This window comes from Streptomyces sp. NPDC042371, assembly GCF_056437465.1.
The window spans coordinates 92,025-110,638 of sequence record NZ_JBWKAP010000022.1; the positions used below are offsets into that span (position 1 = coordinate 92,025).

Sequence of the window (18,614 nt, forward strand, 5' to 3'; positions counted from 1 at the left end):
CGGCGTCTTCAAATGTTCACCACTGGTGGATCATGGTGTCGTGATACGTCGCTATGAACTGTCCGATGCCGAGTGGGAGTTCGTCCGGCCGTTGCTGCCCGCGTCGTTGCGGGGACGGAAACGGCTGGACGACCGCAGGGTCCTGAACGGGATCGTGTGGAAGTTCCGGACCGGGACGGCCTGGCGGGATGTGCCCGAGCGTTACGGTCCGTGGGCCACGCTGCATACGCGTTTTCGCAGGTGGGCGGCGGACGGGACGTTCGAGCGGATGCTGCAGGCAGCCCAGGCGAAAGCGGACGCGGCGGGCGACATCGAGTGGCTGGTGTCCGTCGACTCCACGATCGTCCGGGCCCACCAGCATGCGGCAGGGGCCCGAAAAGGGGGCTCCGCGACCCGGCCCTCGGCCGGTCCAGAGGCGGACTGACCAGCAAGATTCACCTGGCCTGCGATGGACAGGGCCGTCCGCTCGCCTTCGTCGTCACGGGCGGCAACGCCAACGACTGCACCCGGTTCACCGCCGTGATGGAAGCGATCCGAGTGCCCAGGATCGGACCGGGACGACCCCGCACCCGGCCCGATCACGTCCTGGGAGACAAGGGCTACAGCTCGAAGGCGATCCGCGCCTGGCTCCGCCGCCGGGGCATCCCGCACACGATTCCCGAGCGGGCCGACCAGGCCGGCCATCGGGCCCGGCGAGGCAGCCGCGGCGGCCGCCCGCCGGCCTTCGACCGCGAGGTCTACAAGCACCGCAACGTCGTGGAACGTTGCTTCAACCGCCTGAAGCAGTGGCGCGGTATCGCCACCCGCTACGACAAAACAGCCCAGTCCTACGAAGCAGCCGTCGCTCTCGCATCACTCCTGATGTGGGCGTGACATTTGACGACAGAACCTAGGAATCAGTTAGCGGTTGGCCCTCACACGAGCCGCGTTGGCGATCTTCCGCAGAGCGACTGATGGCCCCCTTCACCCGATGGTCACAGAGGCTCCTTGGCCGAGCACGATCAGCGTGGCCATGATGATGCCGATCACCATCAGGACCCCGACGAGCCGGGCCGTGCGGCGCTCTTCCGCAATGGCATACCGGACCGTGCGCCACCACTCCTTGCCGAGCTTCATGTCCCTCACCTCTCCGTCTCCGTAGGTGAGTTGAGCATCCAAGACGACTCTCCTCGATGTTCCACGGCGATACGCTGTGGGGCGCAACGACTCGTGGTGAATCGTGGTGAGCCGTGGGTCCCGGATCGTTCCGGAACCACAGCGGGGGAGGGGCACATTGCCGGGTTCAGCCAGCAGAGCCGTGCAGATCCCTGCACACATTCCGCCAGGCCCTCTGCGGACGTGGTTGGAGTGGCTTCAGGAGCTGCGGCGTAGAGCGAACACGCCGTCACTGGTCGTCGTCGCCGAGAAGGCTGCGGAGCGGGGCCACAAACTCAGCCCTCCCACCGTGGGCCGCTTGCTCCGTGGTGCAACGGTCAGTGAAGGAACCGCGGCTGTCGTGGCCTACGTCCTGGCTGAGCTGGACACGCGCCCGGTGGCCGACCGGCCTGCGGCCGACTGGGACGCCTTTGACGAGAGGCTAGTAGCCCTGCTTTCCGCCGCACGAGAGCATCGCGACAGACAAAAGCTGACGAAGGCGGAGCATGACCAGACAACCCAGAACTCCAGTGTCCAGGCCAGCAAACCTATTGAAAATCCTGCTAAGCGGATTTCCCTGCCTCCGCCATGGGGATCAGACGCGCGTCTCCCACACTATTACACTCCAACCGCAAGGGATCTGCCGACAATTTCGCGAGAGAAAATGACGGTTGATATATCCCGTGAAAGGCCTGCTGTAGCTTTCACGTTTACCCGAGTCGTCGCACCGGGTGACGGGCCTTTCGCGGAGAATGATGACCTTGAGGCTCTGCGGGGCTTGGTAGCGCAAGATTATTTGATGCCGCATAGGGTCATCTTGTGCACTGATCTCTCTCCGGCGGTGCGCATCAGGGTTGAAGAGTCGGTGCGTCTAGACATCCTATTCGCTCTCTTTGACGATGTCGTCGTCGAACTGGGGGCAGACAGTGGCGTCATTGAGGAATCGAACCTGCCCTCTCTCACTTGGGCCCGAAGCCAATTGAGATTGAGTGAATCCTTGCCTCGCTTTAGAGTCGCAATCCTTCTCTTCGCGGATTTCGTAGGAGATTTGGACGCTGAGGCGAAGGGGGAAGTGTGGGACGGGGACGCGGATGAAGTGCTGATGATCTCGTACGCCGGGCCTGCCGATGCGATGCTCGCCCGCCTGCGTACCGCTGTGCAAAAGCCGCAGGGTGAGCCTGCATCAGCGAGAGGAATCGACTGCTTAGCTGCTGAGGTCCGTCTCATTTGCGCTCTCGATACTCGCTACAGATTTGGGCACTATCTAGCCTCACGGTCGGCATGACGCATGGGACGGAGCCGGGCGCCTCACCCGGCTCCATAGATTACGTACGCGTCCTTTGGCCGAGAACGGGATGGGTCCGGTTCGGTGGCGATCGGCTGGGACGAGGCGGCGGGACTCCGACTCGGCGGATACGCGCTCGCTGCCTGACTCCTCAGCCTCTGACCATGCAGAGGGGGGTACCCGGCTGGATCGGTTAGCACCCGCCACTTGTCCTCATCCGGCTGATGTTCCGGCTTGCTGGCGCCCACTTGCGGGAAGCACCTCATCGGCCGAGAACCGCCACCCGCTGTGCGTTTGCTGACGGGCATACAGCCGTTCGGTCAGCTGCTGCTCGCCGTCGGGTAGCAGTACCCGGATCGGCGGCGGGGTAGAGGCGTCCGTCGCCGCGGCTACTCGCCGTCCGGCGCCGGCGCCTGGTGCTGGGCAGCGAGCTGCTTCAGCTTCATCCGGGCGGCGACCAGGTCGGGGCCGGTGAACTGCTGCCAGTACGGATGGGCGGTCACGAGCCCTGCCCGGTCGAGCTCGGTCGCCATCAGCGTGTTCATCCGCTCCAGTTGCTCGGGGGTGTAGCCGGGGCTGTCCGGACGGCTGAGAACCCGTCTCTGAAGTGCTCGGCGCCTTGTTTCAGGCATCCGTCCATGGATCGGCCTGCTAGTTCGTATGAGGGAGCCAGGCGGGAGGCAGGACAACGGTTTCGGGGACAGGACCACCGAGGGCAGCGAGGAGCCCCTGGGGAACTGGGTCCGTCACGCTGGTGAAGGACACGGTGGCGCCGGAGAACCTCGCTCCGCGTGTGAGGCGTCCGAGGCGGCTGCGGGTGATGTTGACGGTCGCCTCGTCGGTGGGCATGCCGAGGAGTTCGTGCAGCTCGCGGGCTCTGAATGCCTGGCCGGGGTGCTGGTTGAAGGCGTTCACGATGGCCTGGTAGGCGGTGTTCGTCTCGGGTGGGTCGGGCTCGGTCTGACCGGTGCGAGTTCGGCGAGACCTTCCGGGTGGTGGCCAGGTCCGCGAGTCGGGCCTCGGTGTCGGCCAGAGTGGCGGTTAAGTGCTCGATCTGGTCGCGTAGTTCAGCGGCTCGGGCCGTGGTCTCGTCGTGCTGGACCTGGAGGTCCGCCAGGAGCTCGATGACGTTCACGCGGCCAGCCCGAGGCCGTCGCGCCAGGCAGGACTCGGTGTGGCGAGGCGGCGGGCCATGTTCGCGATGGACGCCCAGTAGACGCGCGAGGCGGAGGTGTCGGGCCGGTGGGCGTACTCGCGGGCCAGGCGCCGGTGCAGCATCAACGTGCCGTTGACCTGCTCCACAATCCACCGCTTGGGCTGCGGGACGAAGCCCTTGCCCTGGTCGTCCGGGTTGCGGCGGACGACCTCGACGTCGATATCCAGCAGGGCGCCGTGGATGAGCACTTCGTCCTTGAAGCCCTGGTCCACCAGAGCCTTCTCCAGGCGTATCCCGCCCCGCTCGGCCACCTGGTTGAGCAGGGCGGTGCCGGCGGCGTTGTCGTGGGCGGAGGCGGCCAGCACGACGACGCCGATGATCAGCCCCAGTACGTCGACGGCCAGTCCCCGCTTGCGGCCCGGTACCTTCTTGTTGGCGTCCAGTCCCGTCGTGGTCTTCGGGACACCCGCGGCAGCGCGGACAGACTGGGTGTCGACGATCATGAGGGACGGGTCCTCTAATCGCCGGGCCTTCTCCCGCACCTGGCAGCGCAGGAGTTCCTGGATCCGCTGGTCGAGCCCCTCCTCACGCCACAGCGTGAAGTAGTAGAAAGCCGCAGACCAGGCCGGGAAGTCATGGGGCAGATAGCGCCACTGGCAGCCCGTCCGGTTCTGATAGAAGATCGCATTCACGACCTCCCTCAGATCGCAGGCCCCCGGACCCCCGGTCGCCGACCGCGCCACGCGGTCCCGCTTCCAGGCCGTGATCATCGGCTCGGTCAACACCCACTGCTCGTTCGCTAAGCCGCTCGGGTACGGCTCTCGCTCCATGCCTCGCATCTCAACATGGACATGCCTAGCAGGCGGCCTGCGCGACGATCAGTACCACGATCGAGCGATCACGAACCGAGGAAGATCGAACTTAACGACCTCTTAGGCGATCAAGCCCATGTTCAGGACCTTCGCGGCGGCGCTGATGGAGCCGGGCATGAGGTGTCGGTAGATCCTGTACGTGATATCGATGCTCCGGTGTCCCATCCATTCGGCGACGTCGGTGATGGGGATGTTGTGGCTGAGGCAGTTGGAGGCGAAGAAGTGCCGCATCCCATACAGGACCATCCCCTCGGGGATCTCCACCGCGCCGGCCTTCCTGATGCGCCGCCACTGGTTGTCCAGGTAGTAGTACGGGAACGGCCTGCCGGGATCCTTGGGATGGCGCAGCAGGTAGCCGTCGACGGTGCCGTACTTGTCGGCATACCACTCGATGGTCTGCCGGGTATGGGTCGGCAGGGGCACATCCCGGTACTCACCGACCTTGCGGTGCTTGAGGCGCGCGTACTGGCCACTGGTCTGGTTGACCTGCTCGGATACCCGGTACACGTCGTGGGCCACGATGTTGCGGACATTGACGGCCGCGGCCTCACCATTGCGCAGCCCAGAGCCGCTCATCAGATCAGCGACCAGCAAGAACGTGTCGTCGCCGGCCGTGCGTATCCCGGCCAGCTGCGGCACTGACGGGATCACCGCCTTCGCCGGGTCGTACTGCGGAGGCCTGCCCCCCTCCAGCGGACTGTGCTCGTGGAGCCCCAGCCGGTGGGAATCCAGCAGGATCGACTTCACCTTGTCGAACGCGTTGGCCTGCGTAGCCAGCCCTGCCCCGTTCCGCTCCATCGTCTTGATGAACCCGTCCACCACCTTGTGGTCGAAGGCATCCATCCGCCGGCTCCCCAGCGCCGGGAAGATGTGATGCTCCAGCAGCGAGTCCAGATGCCGCAGCGACGAGGCCTCCAGATGCCTCTGACTCTCCCGCCACTCCAGCGCATACTCCTCGAACCGCATCGCCCCGTACTTCGCCACACGAACCGCCCGACCCGACCGCCCCGGAACAGCCCTCTTCGCGTTGTAGATATCCGTCAAACGCGTAATGGCCGCAGTATCGGTCCCGAACCCGGACTCGACGGTCTGCTTCCCGGCCGCGTTACGAAATTGGATCTTGTAGAGGTGTGGGCACCTTGGCTATCTCGACTGGGCGTGATCGCAGTCCTTGAAGAAGGTGCCCATCCCGTGCGCGCAGGCCTTGCTCGCCATCGTGCCGCCGACTCCCCAGGTCCAATGCTGACGGTTTGCTGACCGTCCGAGGGCCGAGATGTCTCTGACCTGCACAAAGCAACGAAGCACCTGCTATGTGGTGGAACTTCGTGGGCCGCACGCAGGAGGACATCGAACCGGCCCGCGCCGACTGGATGACGGGCTCCCGCTTCGGCGAGGTGAAGGGTTACGAGGGCGCGCCACTGCCCGCCCCGGAACTGCCACCGGTGGCGCTGAAGCCGCGGGGTCGGGTGCGTTGACCTGGGGTTGTGGGCCTGGTGCTGATGGTCTCGTCCGCCTCACCACGTAGGACACGGTCTAAGCAGGGGCGGCGGCACTTCCTAGTGTGGTGCGGATCCTTTGAAGTGAAGATCCCGATCCGGCTGTGAGGCTGTAGTTCTCCTGGTCAGGGCTGGAGTAGAAGCACCGCCTGAGTGTTGCTGTCTGCTGTGCCCTGACTTTGCGTGTGGAGGCTCTGTGGAACAGGCAAGACGCGACGGTGCCCCCGAGTCACACTCGATCGTTCGATGATGCCGGCGCGAAGAGGAAGCGGATGAAGCTGTTCAAGCGCAGGAGCGACGACGGCGAAGGCTGGATTGTCGAGCCGACCAGCGACGGCATTGAACGCGGGTGGAGGGTCCGCATGGACCGCGTGGACGTGCTGGACAGCAGACTCCCCGAAGATTACTGGCCGGTACTGCAGGCGGCAGCCGACACCACGGGGTCGTCCCTGCCCGCTTACCTCTCCTGGGTCGCGCACATGACTGCCGAAGAACTGCACTACTACCGGGACAGAATCAGGAACGGCTCTGCCTCCGAGGAAGACGCCGTTCTCTACTACGCCTAGCTCGACGTCCGCGGCGTGCAGTGCGGTTCCTGCATCGAGGTCTCGTGTTCGTGGGGCAACACGCAGATCCGCCCCCAGCAGCCGTTCTTGCCCGCGCAGACTCGGTGAGTGCGCGTTTTGCTGGCATTCTGGCGTCCGGGGGTGCGGTGGATGCCTGGAGCGCTGCGTTACGCCGATGCTGTACGGATACTCGGAGGGAGTGGCCCGCTCCTCGGTGCCCTGGACAGGGTGGTTGGTGGGGCGCTGACCACTGCCACGGGGTACGCACCCGCTGCGGTGCTCTCACTCCTCGGCGCGGACGCCCACCTCGCGCGCCTCAGCCGGTCGTTGGTCGCGGGTGCGGCGGAGCGGATGCAGGGACTGGGACGGTTCGAGCGCACCGAGCGCCTGGCCGCCGCGCACGCGGTCATCGTCGTGGCCGCCTACAGCGACGCCATCAAGCGCGTACATCTTCCCTTCGACCTGCGGGAACTCTCCGTGACACGGACCGAATCCGTGTGGCTGGCCACCGGGGACTCCCCGGAATCCGGGCGGCTCGTCGCGGTCGTCGAGCATCTCCTGCGCTCCCGGCTGCCGCTGCCCTCACCCCACGAACCGTACGAGACGACGCTGACAGCGTTGCACGCCTTCTACAGCGCCATGTCCGGGCACGTCGAGACGTACGTGTCGGGCCTGGCCGTCTGGGAGGAATGGACGCCGGAGGCACGGCGGGAAGCGCACGAGTCGCTGCGTGAGCGCATCCCTCGGGCGGCGCTGGCCGAGTACGAGGAGATGTTCCGCCAACTGGCGGTCGACTTCCCCGAAGTCGGCGTCTGGGCCGACCGCATGGATCACCGGGCGACGCGCGTCGCGCTGCGGCGCTTGGAGGAGACCGTCACGCGGCAGGCCGACGGGCGGCTGCCGACCGGGCGCCTCGCCGCGCTGCGGCGCGCCGGAAGTCTGCCGTACGACGCGCCGGTGCTCGGGGATGCCGACGACGCCGCGGAGTTGACCATTCCCAGCCTGCGTGAGGCGTATGTCAGCCCGGACTTCAAGGTGGCCGGGTTCGGCGCGGCAGACCGGTTGTCCGGTTGGTCGTGGTGGCGGGAGCTGGAGGTCCGGCAGGGCCTGGACTCGTTCTTCGCGGCGCTGCTGACCGCACCCCGGGCGGTCGAGGTGCCGATCGTGCTGCTGGGGCATCCGGGGTCCGGGAAGTCTGTCCTCACCAAGGTGCTGGCGGCTCGGCTTCCCGCGGAGGACTTTTTGGTGGTGCGCGTCCCGCTGCGGGACGTGCCCGCCGACGCGGAGGTTCAGGACCAGATCGAGACGGCGATACGACAGGCCACCGGTGAGCAGACGATGGGGTGGGCCGACGTCGTCCGCGCGACAGGCCCGGCTCTGCCGGTCGTCCTGCTGGACGGCTTCGACGAACTGCTCCAGGCGACCGGCGTCCATCGGTCCGACTACCTGGAGAAGGTGGCGGCCTTCCAGCAGCGTGAGGCCGCTCTGGGGCGGCCGCTCGCCATCGTCGTCACCAGCCGCATGGTCGTGGCTGACCACGCCCGGACGACGAGCGGCGGGATCGCGATCCGTCTCGAACCCTTCAGCGCCGCGCAGACACACGAGTGGCTGGGGGTGTGGAACCGGAAGAACGCGGACTACTTCGGCCGCCGCGGTCTGCGCCCTCTCGGTTCCGCGCAGGCGCTGCATCAGGCTGTGCTCGCGAGTCAGCCCTTGTTGCTGCTGATGCTTGCCCTGTACGACGCCGAGGACAACGCCTATCAGCGGGAGGCGGGCACGCTGGTCAGCCATGAACTGTATGAACGCCTGCTCACCCGGTTCGCCCGCCGCGAGGTCCTGAAGCACGAGGCCTGGCTGAGCGACCACGAGCTTGCGCAGGCCGTCGAGTACGAACTGTTGCGGCTCTCGGTGGCGGCCTTCGGGATGTTCAACCGGGGCCGGCAGTGGCTCACCGAGGACGAGCTGGAGGCCGATCTGGGCGCACTGCTGCAGCAACAGGAACCCCGGCCGACCGGGTTGAGGGCCTCACTGACCAGCGCCCAGACAACCATCGGACGGTTCTTCTTCGTGCACCGCGCCGAGGCTCTCCGCGATGACGTACGGCTGCGGTCCTACGAGTTCCTGCACGCCACGTTCGGCGAATTCCTGATCGCACGGCTGGTCTCGCAGGAACTGCGGGACCTGATCGCCGAGGCCGGGGCCCGGCGGGCCCGGCACTCCCGCGTCGACGACGCGTTTCTGTACGCGCTCCTGTCGTTCGCCGCCTGCACGGGCCGCGGGCCGATCGTGACCTTCCTGGCGGAGGCGCTGCGCTCGCTGCCTCCCGCCCGCAGGGACGAGTTGAACGGACTGCTGTTGCAGGTGTTCCACGCATCCCTGGACGCACGGCCGACCACCTCGTACGACACCTACCGACCCGGCGCGCGCTCCGCGGCGGCTGCCCCGGCCTTCTACCACGCCAATGTGCTGACGCTGCTGCTCATAGTGCGGGACGAGGTGTCGGCGCGCGAGCTGTACCCCGCGTCCGATGACCCGGCCTGTGCCTGGCGGGGCACGGTGCTGCTCCTGGAGTCGCAGCTGCGCGATCACGAGTGGCGGGCGCTCGCGGACCGTCTGCGTCTGGAGCGCACCTGGGCGGGTCACATGCCCGACCTCACCGTCCGGCTGGGCGAGGACATCGATGCCGCGTGGGAGTGGGAGCTGACGGACGCGGCACCGGACTCGCGTCCTGTCGATCCGTTCTGGATCTACCACTACGCGCCGGGCACCGCCGCACGGCAGCGCGTGACCAACGATGGCTGGCGGCACACCAGTCAGCACGCGGTACAGCGGGACGCCTACCTCCGCTGCGATCCGGGGACGGACGCCCTACTGGGCATGGCTCAGGCTCTGGACGAGGTCGGCCTTGGGCTGACCCTGACAAGCTATGTGTCCCTTCCTGACGGCGACACCCTCTCCTGTGCCCGGCTGCTGCTCCGGCTGTGGAGCATGGGTGCTACCTTCTCGGCCGCGCATCGGGATGCCCTGTGGGCCACCGGGCATGCCTTCAACCCCGTCAGGACCGACTTCCTCAAGCGCTATCTGGCGGCCGTGCTGCATCAGTGGGACGTGGCCGGGCAGCCCGTGCACGAGGAGTGGATCGGCCGGGCACACCACCTGCTCGATACGCACAACACGGAGGCGGCGTCGCCAGCGCTCGCTGCGGCATTCGACGTCCTCGTAGGCGAGCTTCCCCGCCCTCAGCGCTGAGCCGGCCGGTGTCCGGCATCGAAGTCGAGGTGGGGGCGACGATGCTGGGCATCGCCTCCTTAAGCGTCGAGTCGCAGGCGAGGGTTCAAAGGCAGGCTCTGAGTTGGGGTGCGCGCCTTCCGCTTCCAGTGGTGCTGGGACCCGGACGTCCAGGACGTGGAGCACGAGCCGTTCCCGCACCACGTGCTGGGCCGGGACGGGCAGGCGTGGCTGTGCCACCAGGAGGCGCGCTCATGACGGCCCGCTTCCGCAGATTCGGACACGGCAGCGGCCTGATGCACTCTGGCCACCAGAAGGCCGTCGCCGAGTTCGCCGCCAAGATCTCCCTGCTCCACGTCCCACGGCACGAGTTCCCAGCAAGAGCGTCACACGACCCATCGGACAGCTCCTAGCGCTGTGACCGGGATGGTCCACCGTGATCGGAAGGCGGCTCGCGGGACGAGTGCACGCCCATGGCTGGTATTACTGGGGTATGCAGGAAGAGACGGCACGCTCCGCGATCGACACGTTCATCTCCGCGTTCAACGCCTCGGACGACAGTTACGTGACTGCCCTGCTCTCCCAGGCCCTGACCTCAGACGTGGTCTTCTGGGGGCCATTGGGTCGCAGCGAAGGAATCGCGGCGGTCGAGCGGTTCGTGCTGGACATCCGGCGCCATCCGGCGGGGACCGGCACGATGGTGCGCTGCTCGGCGGTGGACATGCCTGACGAGTGGGCCCGGTACCAGTGGGTCTTCACCACGCCGGATGGAGGCCCCCGCCTGGCGGGAACGGACGTCGTCCATCTGCGGCGGAGCCTCATCGACCAGGTCATCGTCTTTGCGGGGGAGATCAAGCCGTCCGCCTCCTGAGTCGTCCGTCTGCCGCCCCACCCGTCGGCTGGTGCTCGATCTGTCTGCCCTCACCTATTGCGACGAGGCAGGCCTGTTCGCCCTGGTGGGCATCTGTCAAGCGCTGGACGCGGTCGGCATCACGGTCGCCATCGCCTGGACCGGAACCGTCGCCGACGCGGCCATCGAACGCGCGGGCCTGCAGGACCGGCTCCCGCTGAGATCGTTCTGACCGGCATCGAACATCGAACAACGAAGAAGCGTCGGCGCGTTCCTGTACGGAGTGCACTGGTACCTGTTCTTCTCGCCCTCGGCCCTGGTGTGGGCGGGCGGTAGGAGTCGGTGCCGGTCTCGATGACGGCGCGTCCTTCTCCTGGCGCTCGGTCAGCACCTTGAACAGCCGCTCGGTGGAGCCCCCCGATCGCGGGGATGGGGGGACTCCACCGAGCGAGCCGGTCCGGCGGGCCGGGGTGGGCCCTGTTGCGGCTCTGGGTGCCGGGTGTCCGTTCTACGCGGTCGGGTTGAGTTCGGCTCGGCCGAACAGCAGGGCCCAGCCGGTGGGGAGCTGGCGGAGGATGCGGGTGATGAGCTGGGGGCCGGCGTGGGCGGTGACGGCGGCGAAGACGGATCCGGTGTCCCAGCGGGTGGTGGCCAGGGAGGTGCTGGAGCGTGCGGCGAGGTCCTTGACGAAGGCCCACCCTCCCAGCGGCTGGGGGGCGGGGATCTGTGCCGTCAGGACACGTGCGGCCTCCAGGGGCAGGCAGGCGGCCAGGTCGACGCGTTCGTCGCCGGTCAGCTGGCGGCCCAGCCCTGCCAGGACCAGGCGGACGGCTTCGTCTGCTCGCTCGCGGTTGGGGTAGGCGCCTTCGTAGCGGACCCTCTCCAGCATCTGCTCGTACGCCGTCGAGTACGGCTGCTGGTGCTCAAGCGGTACGCGCACGTCGGTGATCACTGCAGTGGATGCCTTTCGTCAAGCCAGGGTCGGGTGCGTGCCGGTGTGCGGCATCGGGGGTCAGGTGGGTTGGGGGCGGCCGAAGAGCAGGTCGTAGCCCGCGGGGAGTTGGAGCAGGATTTCCTTGAGGAGGTCGTCGCCGGCGGTGTCGGCGACCGTGGACAGCACGGCGCTGACGTCCCAGGTCGCGGTCTGCTCGGTGGCGCCCTCGATCCAGGCCGCGGTCGCCCGTACGAACCGCTCCGTCGGCAGCGGTTCGGCGCTTTGCAGCGGGTTGAGCAGGACCAGGGCGAATTCCTCCGGCAGGCGTGCCGCGAGCTGGGCGCGGACTTCGCCGACCAGGTGTGCGCCGAGCAGGGCGAGCACCACCCGGGCCGCGCGTTCGGCTTCCTCTACGGTGCCGTACTTGCCGCGTTCCTTGACGTGGTCGAGGAAGGCTTCGCGTCGCAGAGTCATCTCGGCCGCCACCCCTTCTTGTTCTTCGAACTGCTCACAGGGTGCGGAGGGCGGGGGAGAGGGGGAGGCCAGGTGCCCGTCCTCCGCACTCGGCCGGCCGGTGTCAGCCGGAGATCTCCTTGTGGCCGGTCCCGACGCCGATGGAGATCTTGCGGGGCTTGGCGCGCTCGGCGATCGGGATGCGCAGGGTGAGCACGCCTGCGTCGTAGTCGGCCTGGATGCGCTCGGTGTCGAGGGTGTCGGCGAGCACGATCTGGCGGGAGAAGGCGCCCAGCGGTCGCTCGGACAGTTCCATCTGCACGTCTTCGGCCTTCGTCACCGGCCTGCGCTCGGCCTTGACGGTGAGCATGTTCCGCTCGACGTCGATGTCGATCGCGTCCGCGGCGACGCCGGGAAGGTCGAAGGCCACCACGTATTCGTCGCCCTCGCGGTAGGCATCCATCGGCATCGCCGACGGCTTGGACCAGGTGCCCGGGCCCATCAGCTGCTGTGCCAGCCGGTCCAGCTCACGGAAGGGGTCAGTGCGCATCAACATGTGGAAACACCTCCGGTGGGTTCAGGCAGTTGCTGCCAATGCGCTGCACTGACACCGTTGTAACATGTCATCCAATGGATGACAAACACGATGTCGTCAAAGTGATGACGACCCTATGGAGGTGTCCGTGACCCCGGCCGACCAGCCGTCCACGACCGGCACCGACGCCCACAGTCCGGCGTCGTTCCTCGCCGCCTCGGCAGCCCTCAACGCCATCGACGACGCCTTGCGCGAAGCCCAGCAGGAGGGCCCGAACGCTTTCGATGCCGGGCCGGGCCCGGAGCAGGCCCTGGCCTCGTTGTCGCTGCTGCGGCAGGTCCGCGAGCAGCTCGCCGGATGGGAGACCTGTCTGATCGAAACGGCCCGTGACGCGGGCGCCAGCTGGGCCGACCTCGCCCCGCCCCTCGGCGTCGCCAGCCGCCAGGCCGCCGAGCGCCGTTACCTGCGCGGTCGCCCCGGCCCGGCCGGGACCACCGGCGAACAGCGCGTGACGGCCACCCGCCAGGCCCGTGCCGCCGACCGCACCACCGCCGCCTGGGCCCGCGCCAACGCCGCCGACCTGCGCCGTCTCGCCGGACAGGTCACCGCACTCCCCGACCTGCCCGTCGCGGCCCGTCGCCCGCTCAGCGAACTCCACGCGGCCCTCGCCCACGACGATCCCGCCGACCTCATCGCCCCTTTGACCGCCGCCCGCCCCCACCTGGTCGCCGCCCACCCCGATCTCGCCGCCCGGCTCGACACCCTCAAAGCCCCGTAGTACGTGTCACTTCGCGGCAGCTTCGGAAGGACGGGGCCGTGGCGGTGTGACGTTCTGCTGACCGGTCGGGCCCGCGAGGCGGGTCCGCCGCCTGGTGTGCGTCGAAGCGCAGGGGGTGCCGTATCGTGGACGGGTCCCTGCGCCGAGGTGTCGGTGGCAGTGACCCTGTTCCTTCTGCGTGTCGATCTTGAGGTGACGTCCTATCAACCAGGCCATGTAGTCGTCCGTGTTCCCCGCGTGCTGATGTGTCGCACGTGTACGGGGGCGGACGTCGCGCTGGCCTGAGTTGCGTCACCCACCCCCGCAGTTTTCTGTCGTTCCCGGGTGCAGCTCTGCCGTCTGCCCCGGGTTTCGTGCTGTCCGGCCCCGGTGCGGCTGTCGGCAGGGCTCCCCGATTCCTTTCGGATCAGGAGTCCCCTCTCGTGTCTTCCTCCGCGCTCGGCGACGAGCCGCAGCACGCTACCCCCACCCCCACCGCAGAGCCAGGTACAGCCCACCCGGCACCTGGTCCGTCGAAGATGGGCTTCGCGGCCCGTGTCGCTCTCCTGGTGCTGCTGACCGCTGAGCTCATGGACATCCTTGACCAGTCGGTCGTGCTGACCGCGCTGCCCGCCATCCAGGAGACGACCGGTGCAGGACCGGACGCCTTGCAGTGGCTGACCACCGGCTATTCCCTGCCCGTCGCCGTCGGTTTGATCACCGGCGGACGGCTCGGCGACCTCTACGGGCGGCGCAGGCTCCTCCTGATGGGCGCCGTCGTGTTCACCACGGCCTCACTGCTGTGCGGCCTCGCGGCCGGGCCGGGCGTCCTGATCGGCGCCCGCGCGCTCCAAGGGGTCGGCGTCGCGTTGATGATCCCGCAGATCCTGGCCACCCTCCACGTCACCCTCGAAGGGAAAAACCGCAGCCGGGCCTTCGGCCTCTACGGGGCTGTCCTGTCGATCGCCAACGTCCTGGGGCCGGTCATGGGCGGACTGCTCACCGAAGCCGACTTCTTCGGACTGTCCTGGCGGCCGATCTTCCTGGTCAACCTGCCCGTCGGCCTCGCCGTGATCCTCCTGGGAGGCCGCTTCGTCCCCGAGTCGACCGCGAAGAAGGCCGACCGCCTCGACCTGACCGGCGTGCTGCTGTCCGCACTGGCCGTCATCCTGATCGTCTTCCCGCTCTCCGAGGGGCATGTGCGTCATTGGCCGCTGTGGTGCTTCGCCCTGCTCGCCGCCGGTGTCCTGGTGCTGGGTGTGTTCGTGCACCACCAGCACTGCATGCAGGGCAACGCGCCCCTGCTGCCCCTGCCGCTCTTCAGGGGTCGTCAGTTCTCGGGCGGTACGGCCGCGCAGCTCGTGCACGGTCTGCTGTGCGGGCTGTTCTTCATGACCTGGACCCTCTACCTCCAGCGCGGTCTGGGCATGAGCCCAGTTCAGGCGGCCATCGCGTTCGTACTGCTGTCCGTCGGCGAGCTGGCCGGCGCGACGATCGCCGCGAAGAGCGCCGGGCGCTTCGCCCGCCGCCTGCCCCAGACCGGAACCCTCATCACCATCGCCGCGATGGGCGGCTACGGACTTCAGATCGCCGCAGGCCAGGCAGACCTGACTCTGCTGGGGATGACCGCTCCGGTGATCCTGATCGGGTTCGGTCTCGGCATGGTCAGTGGCCCGCTCGCCGACATGACCCTCGCCGAAGTCCCGCACGAGGACGCCGGGGCCGCTTCGGGCCTGTTCAACACCGCCATGCACCTGGGCATCGCGCTGGGCACGGCGCTGACCGCCCTGGTGTTCTTCGCCACCACCAACGGCTCTCCCGACGCCGCACTCAACCGCGACGCGTTCCTCACCGTGCTGTGGTGGGGCACCGGCCTCCTCGCTCTGATGTGGGCCCTGATGTTCGGTCTGCCCAAGCAGGCCAGCAACCAGGCTGACTGAGCCACCCAGGCCCCGGCCGCGACGTCGGTCGGGGCCCTCACTCGCCCTTCCCGGTCCTCGCCCTCTTCGGTGGCATCGGGGTCCCGGAAAGGGCGCGGAAGTTGATGTGACGGTTCTTCAGCGGGGAGAGCCGGGCAACGTCTTCGTCCTCGACGTGGTCGACCGGCCCTCCTGCTGGATCCCTTTTTGCGGGCTCCGGCCGTGTGGCGGTGAGGACGTCCTGCCAGCTGCCGTACTTCTCCGGCAGGTGAACCCACTGAGTTCCGGTCGGGAAGCAACGGCTCGATCCGCGCCCCCCGCGCATCAGCCAACGGCCCATCCGGACCAACGATCAGACGATCAGGACGGCCTAGGTGTATTGCCCCGCGGCGTTATTCACTCGGTTGAGCGGTACGTGGCCGCCGGACCCGCCGTGACCCACATCACCGGGACGGCCCGCGCCGGGCGGACAGGAGGCGATGTGGACCTTTCCTTACGCGCTCGCATACGAGCCGGTGACGCCCAGGCGTTCGCCCACCTCTTCCGGCAGCACGCGGAGGCCGTGCACGCTCACGCCGCACGGTGGCTCGGTGATCCGGGCCCGGCCGAGGACGTGGTCTCGCTGACCTTCCTGGAAGCCTGGCGGCTGCGGGAGAAACTGCTGGACGACGACGGCTTCGCCGCACAGGCCCGGCACGACGAGAACGACGACGGTCTGAGGGCCTGGCTGTTCGGGATCTGCACCAACGTGCTGCGCAACACCCGCCGCGCGGCCCGGCGGCACAGGGCCGCCCTCGATCGCCTCCTCGACCGACGGTCCGGCACCGGGACGGTGCCGGACTTCACCGACGCCCTGATCGGCCGTCTTGAGGACGCCGAACGGCTCTCCGCAGCCACGGCTGCCCTGCGACAACTCCGTCCCCGCGAACGGGAGGTCTTCGCGCTGTGCGTCTGGTCCGAGCTGAGCTACGCCGACGCCGCCGTGGCCCTGCGGGTGCCGGTCAGCACGGTGCGCTCCCGACTCGCCCGTGCCCGGCAGCGCCTGCGGCGGCTGGCCGAGAGCGAACTGGCGAGCCGTACCGGAGCACCGGCCGGAAGGGACATGACCGTGATCGACGGAAGAACGAGACGCTTCCCCACCCGCGGACAGGAACCGGGTGACCGAGCCGCGACGGCCCGGTCGGCACAGGAGGAGGAGAGAGACCGATGAATCCCACAGAACGCCAGGAGTTGGCCGGGCTGCTGCCAAGGCCGGGCGCCCCGGTCCTGTCGAGCGACCGGATGACGCTGATGGAGGCCCATCTCATGCAGGAGATCACTGAGGAAGCCCCCACCTCTGGTCCAGCCGACGACAGCCGGGTCGCGTCCCGGCGGCTGCGGCTGCGGCTGCGGCGGGCGGCGGTCCTGCTGGCCGTACCCGTCACCGCCGCCGCGGTCCTCACCACCGTCCTCACCGTCGGCGGCGACGGGCCCGACAGGCCCGCCACCGACTCGGAAGCCGTCGCGCTGCTGGACCGCATCGCCACGGTCACCGCCGCCAAGGACGCCCCCGCCATACGGGACGACCAGTACGTCTACACCCTCATCCAGGGCACCGACGACTTGACGGACAAGGGACTGGACACCTTCCGTCGCGCGGACTGGCATGCCGTCGACGGCCGACGTGGCGGGCTCGCCCGTACCACCGTCCTGTCCGGCCCCTCCGGCAAGGGCACTACGGACATGCGGCTCCAGGCCGACCCGAACGCCACCACCCACCGGGAGCTGGAGGCCCTGCCCACCGATCCCGGCGCGCTGTACGACAAGGTCTGGTCAGCGACCGAGGGCCAGGGTCCCACCCATGAGGAAGCCGCCCTGGAGATGATCGGCAGCATGCTCGAGGGGGCCACCCTGCTGCCCGACGTGGGTGCCACCCTCTACCGCGCTGCCGCCCGGATTCCGGGCATCACCGTGGTCGACGACGCCGAGGACGCGTCCGGCCGGTCCGGCGTGGGGCTCGCCTTCGGCGACGGCGATGACCGGCAGGTCTGGGTCTTCGAAGCCAAGCACCTCGCTTACCTGGGCTCAGACGATGTTGCGCTCCTCGACGTCGGCGTGGTCGACCGGGTGGGGCAGACACCGGCTGGCTGATCGCCCGTACAGCGCCGTGATGGCGCCACGGGTCCGGGGCGCGTGTGGTTGGCGCTGTCCCCGGTTCGGGCGTACAGGTCCCGTACGCGCTCGGCCCTGACACGGAAGCCGTGGTCGGTGGCGACCATCCAGGAGCGGTGTTGTTAGGGGTTGGGTGCGCCTTGGACCAGCCTCAGGCTGGTCTGCACGAACCGTGAAGTCTCGCACCGCCCAATGATCTTCGAAGAAGTCCTCTGCCCATGGCCGACCCGAGCGCCTCGCCGCCCGCGCAGTCGAGGTATCTCGATGGTCGTGCTCAACCGACGATCGGGGTCTCGGTGGTGTACAGGAAGCGGGTCAGGGAGCGGTCGAGGAACTTCTCCTCGTCGGCGGCGACGGTCGTGGTGAAGACGTCGGAGGTGAACCAGCGGGCGGCGTCGGTGATGTCGTCGAACCAGACCTCGACGACACCGTCGCAATAGGTGGTCGGTACGCCGGGGATCTCGTCGCCGGTGGGCAGGAGCAGGACATGGCGCCGTACCGGCACCGTTCCGTCCGCCACGCTCGCGATCAGCGGCAGGTGCTTGTGCGTCCAGTACTCCACGAACTCCTCGTGGGTGAGGTCCGCGCGCCGAGTCAGGAAGATGCTGATCTTGATCACTGGACTCCTCGTGGCAGATTGACTTTCCTCGGTAACTCGGTAACTCGGTAACTCCCATGCTATCCACGCACCTTGAGCAGCGGCCGGGGCGACGACGTTGAGCCCGAGACGCAAGGTCCTCTCGGTCCCGAGGGCGCCCGTGACGGGGACCCGGCAGGTGAGGTCGTGCTGATGCTTCTTCACGAGGGTGAGTACTTCGAGTCGGCGCGGGCCGTCTCCTGGCCGTCGTCGTCCATCAGCCGCAGACGGAGCAATACGCGGAAGGACAATTGCTACCAGCGGAAGAGCTTCGGCTCTTGCCCGACCAAGCTCAGCGCCCGCCACCCCGCCCAACTCGTCGCCATCGCCTACCAAACCGGCTTCGTGCGCGTACACCAACCACCTCAACCGGGTACGACTACATGACACGCTCAGCAACGGGGCCGCGCCGCAGCGAGATGCCGGTTACATCTGAACTGACCGCCGATTACCAGCGCTGGATGCTGCCGCCCGGCAGGTTCCCGAGCACGGTCGCCCGCATCCGTGCGCGGTCGGCGACCGACAAGTGGGGGTCAAGCAAGCAGTTCCAGTACGGCAGGCAAGCGCATGCAACCGATCCGAAGGGGGCAACTGCGGCTGTTTTCGCCTCAAGTCGCCTCGGGTGGCGGCGTGGCTCCTAG

19 protein-coding genes and 2 pseudogenes are annotated in these 18,614 nt (G+C 68.0%); 12 read left to right on the forward strand and 9 right to left on the reverse strand.

Annotated features, from left to right (window positions below):
• The first annotated feature begins 43 nt into the window (after nucleotides 1-43).
• A pseudogene (locus AC068B_RS39240) lies at nucleotides 44-873 on the forward strand (IS5 family transposase).
• A 90-nt stretch (nucleotides 874-963) separates the two neighbouring features.
• On the opposite strand, the gene AC068B_RS39245 reads toward AC068B_RS39240, so the two are convergent.
• Nucleotides 964-1,158: a hypothetical protein gene (locus AC068B_RS39245; RefSeq protein ID WP_478676250.1), complete on the reverse strand. Its 195-nt coding sequence runs from the start codon at nucleotides 1,156-1,158 to the stop codon at nucleotides 964-966.
• Between the two features lie 337 nt (nucleotides 1,159-1,495).
• Between AC068B_RS39245 and AC068B_RS39250 the strand changes: the two genes are divergently transcribed.
• A complete protein-coding gene (locus AC068B_RS39250; protein ID WP_478676251.1) occupies nucleotides 1,496-2,419 on the forward strand; it encodes a hypothetical protein in 924 nt (307 codons plus the stop codon).
• Between the two features lie 389 nt (nucleotides 2,420-2,808).
• Here the strand turns inward: AC068B_RS39250 and AC068B_RS39255 are convergent, their stop codons facing one another.
• The 4 genes from AC068B_RS39255 to AC068B_RS39270 all read right to left on the reverse strand — a co-directional run bounded on the left by AC068B_RS39255 (nucleotide 2,809) and on the right by AC068B_RS39270 (nucleotide 5,431).
• A complete protein-coding gene (locus tag AC068B_RS39255) occupies nucleotides 2,809-2,964 on the reverse strand; it encodes a hypothetical protein (protein WP_478676252.1) in 156 nt (51 codons plus the stop codon).
• Nucleotides 2,965-3,070: 106 nt separating this feature from the next.
• Nucleotides 3,071-3,334, reverse strand: coding sequence for a hypothetical protein (locus AC068B_RS39260; protein WP_478676253.1), 264 nt, complete (start codon nucleotides 3,332-3,334; stop codon nucleotides 3,071-3,073).
• Between the two features lie 216 nt (nucleotides 3,335-3,550).
• Nucleotides 3,551-4,405, reverse strand: coding sequence for an IS5 family transposase (locus AC068B_RS39265; protein WP_478676254.1), 855 nt, complete (start codon nucleotides 4,403-4,405; stop codon nucleotides 3,551-3,553).
• Nucleotides 4,406-4,507: 102 nt separating this feature from the next.
• Nucleotides 4,508-5,431, reverse strand: a complete 924-nt coding sequence (locus tag AC068B_RS39270) for a tyrosine-type recombinase/integrase (protein ID WP_478676255.1) — start codon at nucleotides 5,429-5,431, stop codon at nucleotides 4,508-4,510.
• Between the two features lie 326 nt (nucleotides 5,432-5,757).
• On the opposite strand from AC068B_RS39270, the pseudogene AC068B_RS39275 reads away from it, so the two are divergent.
• The 6 genes and pseudogenes from AC068B_RS39275 to AC068B_RS39300 form a co-directional block, all read left to right on the forward strand.
• Nucleotides 5,758-5,922 (forward strand): annotated as a pseudogene (locus tag AC068B_RS39275) (pirin family protein); the annotation flags it as partial.
• A gap of 293 nt (nucleotides 5,923-6,215) precedes the next feature.
• Complete coding sequence (locus tag AC068B_RS39280; protein WP_478676256.1) at nucleotides 6,216-6,509, forward strand: hypothetical protein; 294 nt, start codon at nucleotides 6,216-6,218, stop codon at nucleotides 6,507-6,509.
• 150 nt (nucleotides 6,510-6,659) lie between these two features.
• Nucleotides 6,660-9,758 carry an NACHT domain-containing protein gene (locus AC068B_RS39285; protein ID WP_478676257.1) on the forward strand — a complete coding sequence of 1,033 codons (3,099 nt, stop codon included), beginning with the start codon at nucleotides 6,660-6,662 and terminating at the stop codon, nucleotides 9,756-9,758.
• Between the two features lie 108 nt (nucleotides 9,759-9,866).
• Nucleotides 9,867-9,995, forward strand: coding sequence for a hypothetical protein (locus AC068B_RS39290; RefSeq protein WP_478676258.1), 129 nt, complete (start codon nucleotides 9,867-9,869; stop codon nucleotides 9,993-9,995).
• A 235-nt stretch (nucleotides 9,996-10,230) separates the two neighbouring features.
• Nucleotides 10,231-10,608, forward strand: a complete 378-nt coding sequence (locus tag AC068B_RS39295) for a nuclear transport factor 2 family protein (protein ID WP_053663874.1) — start codon at nucleotides 10,231-10,233, stop codon at nucleotides 10,606-10,608.
• Nucleotides 10,505-10,819, forward strand: a complete 315-nt coding sequence (locus AC068B_RS39300) for an STAS domain-containing protein (RefSeq protein WP_478676259.1) — start codon at nucleotides 10,505-10,507, stop codon at nucleotides 10,817-10,819. Before AC068B_RS39295 ends, AC068B_RS39300 begins: the two co-directional genes overlap by 104 nt.
• Before the next feature lie 276 nt (nucleotides 10,820-11,095).
• On the opposite strand, the gene AC068B_RS39305 is transcribed toward AC068B_RS39300, so the two are convergent.
• The 3 genes from AC068B_RS39305 to AC068B_RS39315 all read right to left on the reverse strand — a co-directional run bounded on the left by AC068B_RS39305 (nucleotide 11,096) and on the right by AC068B_RS39315 (nucleotide 12,530).
• On the reverse strand, nucleotides 11,096-11,539 hold the full coding sequence (locus tag AC068B_RS39305) for a DUF2267 domain-containing protein (protein ID WP_478676260.1): 444 nt from the start codon (nucleotides 11,537-11,539) through the stop codon (nucleotides 11,096-11,098).
• A gap of 60 nt (nucleotides 11,540-11,599) precedes the next feature.
• Nucleotides 11,600-11,995, reverse strand: coding sequence for a DUF2267 domain-containing protein (locus tag AC068B_RS39310; protein WP_478676261.1), 396 nt, complete (start codon nucleotides 11,993-11,995; stop codon nucleotides 11,600-11,602).
• 103 nt (nucleotides 11,996-12,098) lie between these two features.
• Nucleotides 12,099-12,530 carry an Hsp20/alpha crystallin family protein gene (locus AC068B_RS39315; RefSeq protein WP_478676262.1) on the reverse strand — a complete coding sequence of 144 codons (432 nt, stop codon included), beginning with the start codon at nucleotides 12,528-12,530 and terminating at the stop codon, nucleotides 12,099-12,101.
• Nucleotides 12,531-12,657: 127 nt separating this feature from the next.
• Between AC068B_RS39315 and AC068B_RS39320 the strand changes: the two genes are divergently transcribed.
• The 4 genes from AC068B_RS39320 (at nucleotide 12,658) to AC068B_RS39335 (ending at nucleotide 17,315) form a co-directional block, all read left to right on the forward strand.
• Nucleotides 12,658-13,287, forward strand: coding sequence for a type III effector protein (locus AC068B_RS39320; RefSeq protein ID WP_478676263.1), 630 nt, complete (start codon nucleotides 12,658-12,660; stop codon nucleotides 13,285-13,287).
• A 422-nt stretch (nucleotides 13,288-13,709) separates the two neighbouring features.
• Nucleotides 13,710-15,206 (forward strand): MFS transporter, encoded by a 1,497-nt coding sequence (locus tag AC068B_RS39325; protein WP_478676264.1) that lies wholly within the window; start codon nucleotides 13,710-13,712, stop codon nucleotides 15,204-15,206.
• Nucleotides 15,207-15,666: 460 nt separating this feature from the next.
• Nucleotides 15,667-16,395 (forward strand): RNA polymerase sigma factor, encoded by a 729-nt coding sequence (locus tag AC068B_RS39330; RefSeq protein WP_478676265.1) that lies wholly within the window; start codon nucleotides 15,667-15,669, stop codon nucleotides 16,393-16,395.
• A complete protein-coding gene (locus AC068B_RS39335; protein ID WP_478676266.1) occupies nucleotides 16,392-17,315 on the forward strand; it encodes a CU044_5270 family protein in 924 nt (307 codons plus the stop codon). Before AC068B_RS39330 ends, AC068B_RS39335 begins: the two co-directional genes overlap by 4 nt.
• Nucleotides 17,316-17,610: 295 nt before the next feature.
• Here AC068B_RS39335 and AC068B_RS39340 read toward each other — a convergent pair whose 3' ends face one another.
• Complete coding sequence (locus tag AC068B_RS39340) at nucleotides 17,611-17,955, reverse strand: EthD domain-containing protein (RefSeq protein WP_478676267.1); 345 nt, start codon at nucleotides 17,953-17,955, stop codon at nucleotides 17,611-17,613.
• Nucleotides 17,956-18,614 lie beyond the last annotated feature (659 nt).

Excerpts from the sequence above, each read along its gene's own strand:
- AC068B_RS39255 (WP_478676252.1), bottom strand. The coding sequence starts at position 2,964 with ATGAACACGCTGATGGCGACCGAGCTCGACCGGGCAGGGCTCGTGACC.
- AC068B_RS39265 (WP_478676254.1), bottom strand. The coding sequence starts at position 4,405 with ATGGAGCGAGAGCCGTACCCGAGCGGCTTAGCGAACGAGCAGTGGGTG.
- AC068B_RS39280 (WP_478676256.1), top strand. The coding sequence starts at position 6,216 with ATGAAGCTGTTCAAGCGCAGGAGCGACGACGGCGAAGGCTGGATTGTC.
- AC068B_RS39285 (WP_478676257.1), top strand. The coding sequence starts at position 6,660 with ATGCCTGGAGCGCTGCGTTACGCCGATGCTGTACGGATACTCGGAGGG.
- AC068B_RS39295 (WP_053663874.1), top strand. The coding sequence starts at position 10,231 with ATGCAGGAAGAGACGGCACGCTCCGCGATCGACACGTTCATCTCCGCG.
- AC068B_RS39300 (WP_478676259.1), top strand. The coding sequence starts at position 10,505 with ATGGAGGCCCCCGCCTGGCGGGAACGGACGTCGTCCATCTGCGGCGGA.
- AC068B_RS39310 (WP_478676261.1), bottom strand. The coding sequence starts at position 11,995 with ATGACTCTGCGACGCGAAGCCTTCCTCGACCACGTCAAGGAACGCGGC.
- AC068B_RS39315 (WP_478676262.1), bottom strand. The coding sequence starts at position 12,530 with ATGTTGATGCGCACTGACCCCTTCCGTGAGCTGGACCGGCTGGCACAG.
- AC068B_RS39335 (WP_478676266.1), top strand. The coding sequence starts at position 16,392 with ATGAATCCCACAGAACGCCAGGAGTTGGCCGGGCTGCTGCCAAGGCCG.